Origin of the sequence: Rhizobium sp. SEMIA 4085, assembly GCF_013004495.1 — a bacterium.
Lineage (GTDB): Bacteria > Pseudomonadota > Alphaproteobacteria > Rhizobiales > Rhizobiaceae > Rhizobium > Rhizobium gallicum.
Window position 1 is genome coordinate 1 of the sequence record NZ_JABEPH010000457.1, and the last position, 4,016, is coordinate 4,016.

4 protein-coding genes and 3 pseudogenes are annotated in these 4,016 nt (G+C 56.2%); 4 read left to right on the plus strand and 3 right to left on the minus strand.

Features of this window, described 5'->3' with window-relative positions:
* Positions 1–235, plus strand: a 235-nt coding sequence (locus C9413_RS29005; protein WP_170251267.1) for a transporter substrate-binding domain-containing protein, incomplete at its 5' end; no start/stop codon positions are given.
* Positions 236–280: 45 nt separating this feature from the next.
* Here C9413_RS29005 and C9413_RS29010 read toward each other — a convergent pair.
* Complete coding sequence (locus C9413_RS29010) at positions 281–1,048, minus strand: hypothetical protein (RefSeq protein WP_170251268.1); 768 nt, start codon at positions 1,046–1,048, stop codon at positions 281–283.
* Between C9413_RS29010 and C9413_RS29015 the strand changes: the two genes are divergently transcribed.
* Positions 1,016–1,621, plus strand: a complete 606-nt coding sequence (locus tag C9413_RS29015) for a GGDEF domain-containing protein (protein ID WP_166677431.1) — start codon at positions 1,016–1,018, stop codon at positions 1,619–1,621. The two genes, C9413_RS29010 and C9413_RS29015, sit on opposite strands and share 33 nt — an antisense overlap.
* A 106-nt stretch (positions 1,622–1,727) precedes the next feature.
* Here C9413_RS29015 and C9413_RS29020 read toward each other — a convergent pair whose 3' ends face one another.
* Complete coding sequence (locus C9413_RS29020) at positions 1,728–2,006, minus strand: DUF982 domain-containing protein (protein WP_040115423.1); 279 nt, start codon at positions 2,004–2,006, stop codon at positions 1,728–1,730.
* Positions 2,007–2,767: 761 nt separating this feature from the next.
* Positions 2,768–2,854: pseudogene (locus tag C9413_RS33950) on the minus strand (alpha/beta hydrolase); the annotation flags it as partial.
* A gap of 326 nt (positions 2,855–3,180) precedes the next feature.
* Between C9413_RS33950 and C9413_RS29025 the strand changes: the two are divergent.
* Positions 3,181–3,822 (plus strand): annotated as a pseudogene (locus tag C9413_RS29025) (glutathione S-transferase family protein).
* 26 nt (positions 3,823–3,848) lie between these two features.
* Positions 3,849–4,016: pseudogene (locus C9413_RS32885) on the plus strand (IS5/IS1182 family transposase); the annotation flags it as partial.

Genomic DNA, 4,016 nt, shown 5'->3' on the forward strand with positions numbered 1-4,016 from the left:
GTTGATCGGCGATGCCATTGAACTTTTGAGCTTCCTGCAGACCACGGAAGGTGCGCGCTTTGGATATGTGGGAGATCCAATCTCAAGCGAGTTTCTTCAAAGTTTGGCGCACATCACCGCGAAGAAGGGAAACTCGGCCCTGATTCAGAAGGTGAATGCCGCACTGAAGCAGATTAAGCTCAACGGTGTCTACGACCGCATCAACGACGCTTATTTCCCGTTCAGCATTTATTGAGCCGATGGAATGGAAGAAAATAGCGCCCCGAAACGGCGTCAGCTCTCACTCAGCGCTGTTGCAAGATTTCTTCTGCTCGGCGTCGTGGCATATACGCTGATTGCAGCGGCTTTTTCGTTCGTCTTCCTGAAAAGGATCGAGACACAAGCGAACTTTACGCGCGATGTACAAATCCCTCTGATCCTGACGCAAACGCGCAATGCGGTAAAAATCGAGCGCCTCTCTTCTCTTGTTCGATCGATCTTTTTGGCGAAAGACCGCAGACTGGAACGCCAGATCCAGTTGCAAATCCAGGCTCTCGCGCAAGGCTTTTCGTTCGAACACAACGGTTTCCTGGTTGAGAGATCTCAGAAAGTCGCCGACGAAGCCAAGACGATCGCCAAGCTTCGCCAGCAGGCCCGCGACAAAGAAAGCTCGACGCAACCGTCGCCCTCCGCCAATTCTATCGACGCACGGGTCGTTGATGAACTCGACCGACTGGCGACGCAGGCCTATGAGAGGGCCATACACGATCTCGATGCGATGGGGACTCAGTTGAGCGGCGATGCTGCCGTCGTGGCGGACAATATCGCCAGCGAAATCCAAAACAGTGCGAGCTACATGCAGGTTGGGTGGCTCCTCATCCTGGTTGTTCCTGGCCTTTTCGCCGTCACAATACTCATTGCTGCCAAGCATCATCTTGCTGCACCCATCGGCGCTGCGATTAAGAATTTGGAACGCATTGGCAGGAACGAACCGGTCCTGACGCTGGAACGCCTTCCACTCATTTCGGAACTCGCAATGATTGATGCGGCGATCGTTGCCTACGGCCAAGTATCCGACGATCTGCACCGCACCAATTCGATCCTGCAAGGATTGGCGGAAAAGGATCCTTTAACGGGATTGGCGAATCGACGGACCTTTGAAAGCTATCTGGCGGCGGTCTTAACCCGTCCGGCAATAAGCTCGCCCGGCGTTGCGATCATGATGATCGATATCGATCACTTCAAATCCGTCAACGACACTTTCGGTCACCTTGCAGGTGACAGGTCTCTTGTGGCTGTCGCGAATGTGCTGACATCCGTGCCATGGCAAGCAAACCATCTTGCAGCGCGATACGGCGGCGAAGAGTTCGTCGTCGTCCTGGAGGAGTGTTCGCTCGAGCAAGCGATTGAGCGCGCGGAATGGCTGAGACGTTCTGTGCAGGAGCTTAACATCGAGACAGGAACAGGGCAGCCATTTCTGAGACTAACCGCCAGCGTAGGCGTCGCTGTCTCGAATAGTGTTTCCGATCAACCGTCAGACATAATCGCAAGAGCAGACCGTGCCCTCTACACCGCAAAGAAAAGCGGACGCAACAATGTTCAGGTCGCATCGTTAGATATTGGAATTTCAAAAGCGGGCTGAACATCCGTCAGCTGCAGTTTCACCGGTGCTGGCAACATAAAGGCTTCGCACGGCGTTCTACTGCCAACTCGTCCTTTCATGCGCGCCACCAGCAAGACGCGTGGCATCAGTTGCGCGGGTGCGCGGGTCTCACCAATTCGATGACGATAATGTTCGCTTCATGCGCAGCCTTGATAAATGCAGCCCGCACGTCTTCGGGAGGTATTCGGTCGTATAATCCGTCAAGGCATGCCATGACTGCCTCGGAAAAATCCTCTCCGTCATCGGTCGGCCAGTGCTGCAGTAGGGTATCGGCTGCAAGGCCCACAGAGTTAACGACCCGATACTTTCCGATGCGATGCATCGCCAAACCGACCGGCCGAAACGCCAAACCGTTTCGTTTCATAACACTTTGCCTCCGTTAATCCGCCGTACCAGCACTCGTTGCAAAACCCGTGCCCGATGCCCGCGATGGCCTGGATGACGCAATCAAGGCCACAGCGTCAAACAAACAGGCTACTTGCGCGTTTACCCAATTGCCCATGCCTATATTCGTGGCTGCTAGAGCGCTGGTCACAGGCAACACGGGGCCAGGGTTGATTCAATGGTTGGCCCACGCACTGATCAAAAAGGAAAGGACAGGGGAGACAAGGCTCGCCCAAGACCAGATATTTTTCAATATTTGCGTAGTGCGATGGCCGGGCTTCATCCGGGTATCGGCTGGGTAATTTACCTCGCTCTGGTGGCGCTGATCTTTCTAATGGGATCACTGCCCATGTGGTGGCTGCTATGACACCGAGGACAGAGCGAATCATACTCGCCTTGCTTTGCCTCATCGGCATCGTGGCACTGGTCTATGAATTTGGCTAAAGTCGCCGCTTTCTTCTCCAGGCCGGACCGGGCGTTGAAGCCGCATAATGCGTTAAGTCTCACGGGTCAGTACCGCTCTCACTGTGAACACGCCACGATATCGGCTCCAACGGGTGTCGGCTGTTCTGCTCCACGTTCTCAGACGTCACGGGACTGCTGTCGTTCGGCATATCGAGCCGCGCTGGATAGACCCGCTAGCGTGAAGCGGCAGGGAGCGTAACTAGGGTTCCCGCCGCCTGCCGCATATCGAAGGCTACTTGTCCGGCCGCCATCTCGATTCCGTCCCCGACATTTTTCCGGCCCGTCCTGCAAATCCAATAGACGCTTCGTTGCCGCTACGTCATCAAGCAAGGTATGGGTGAGGTGGAAGCCGCGCCTTTCGAGGAAGCCAAGTGCAACCATCGGCAGCGCACCGACGATGTCTTGAGCCCGTTAGGACGTGACCCATAATCAGGATTGACCCGAAATGGGTGGAAGGCCCGCGGTCTGCTTTCAGGGCGCAAGCTCGCAAAAGCGGACAATCGAACAAGGCAGCCCTTACACGCGGCCTTGTGGATTGGCCACCGTGCCATCACGACCGTTGATCGGAAACGGGCCTCGCGATCTGCGCCCAGCTGAAAATAGTTCAAGGCCGAGGTCGATTTCGGGGAGGCCATTCGTCGTCCCGATAGGAAGACGAAGAAATTCGCCCAAGCAAGGAAACGGATGCGATGACAATCACTATCACAGCATTTGAACGATCGCCCGACGGCGGCAAGGGACTGGCGCGCCATATGCGCGTTCGCTGGGCCCTCGAAGAAGTGGGTCAGCCTTATGAGGTCTGGTTTCCTTCGCACAGATGAAGGCGCCTGACCATCTGGCCATCCATCCCTTCGGCCAGATCCCCACCTATGAGGAAGGTTCTCTCGCTGTTTGAGACCGGCTCGATCGTCTTTCATCTTGCCGAGCAGTATGCGGGCCTGCCGCCGAAGGATCACGATGCCCGTGCGCGCGCGATCACGTGGATGTTTGCCGCACTTAACACCGTCGAGCCGCCGATTCTTGAACTAACGACGGCAAAAATATTCGAAGGTGACAAGCCTTGGAGCGAGGAGCGCTTACCGTTGGTCAAGGACCGTGTTCGCGCTCGGCTGGACAAACTCTCGGCGCACTTAGGCGTCGCCGACTGGCTCGACGATGCGTTCAGCGCGGGCGATTTATTGATGGTATCAGTGCTGCTGCGACTTAGAATGTCCGGCATTTTGGACGAATATCAAAACTTGGCTGCCTATGTAGCTCGCGGGCAAGCCCGGCCCGCTTATATCCGGGCTTTCGCCGCGCAATTTGCGATCAATGCCCCATCAACCAGCTGAAACACCTCATAAAGCTGAGCCGACAGCAAATGATCCACAGCGCCTCCATTCGCCCCCACCAGCAGGCCGCGACGGCAAAAACAGGGTGCGGATCACTGTCTCGGCCGCTCGCGCGGCGGGCCTCACGACCAAGATCCACGTCGTTGTCTACGCACAAGGGCTGCCGATCCGGCTCGGCCCGACGACTGCCCAAA